At 65.4% G+C, this 477-nt stretch carries 1 protein-coding gene; it reads left to right on the top strand.

The genetic code is table 11. The features are described from left to right. The coding region (locus J0A65_RS25685; RefSeq protein ID WP_206597039.1) for a TonB-dependent receptor domain-containing protein at positions 1 to 477 on the top strand (477 nt) is incomplete at both ends.

Genomic DNA, 477 nt, shown 5'->3' with positions numbered 1-477 from the left:
GATACCACCAACCAGTACCTGCAGCCCAACGGCACGATCAGCAATGGGGTGATGGAGCGCTACGCCGTCGGTGTGTACGAAGAGATGGAGTCGGTTAGCAGCGACACCCGCCTGGTCAGCCGCTTCGCCACCGGCACCTTGCAGCACACCCTGCTCAGCGGCTGGGATTACGCCTGGTTCGACAGCTCGGTGCTGTATGCCTCGGGGCCGGCGCCGTCCATCGACATCAGTGCGCCGGACTATCACCAGCCGCTCAGCCGCCCCGGCAACCCGCTGGCCGATCAGGACAACCTGACCCAGCGCAGCGGTCTGTACCTGCAGGATCAGATCGAACTCCAGCGCTGGCGCCTGTCCGCCGGTATACGCCGCGACTGGGTGCATGTGCGCAACAGCGACAACCTGAGCGACAGCCACCGCCGCACCAGCGATTCCGCCACGACCTACCAGCTCGGCGCACTGTACCTGTTCGACAACGGC

The organism is Bowmanella yangjiangensis (genome assembly GCF_017255015.1).
Lineage (GTDB): Bacteria > Pseudomonadota > Gammaproteobacteria > Enterobacterales > Alteromonadaceae > Bowmanella > Bowmanella yangjiangensis.
Note: the sequence above shows the minus strand (reverse complement) of the source record. Positions and strands in the feature narration are given on the sequence as shown.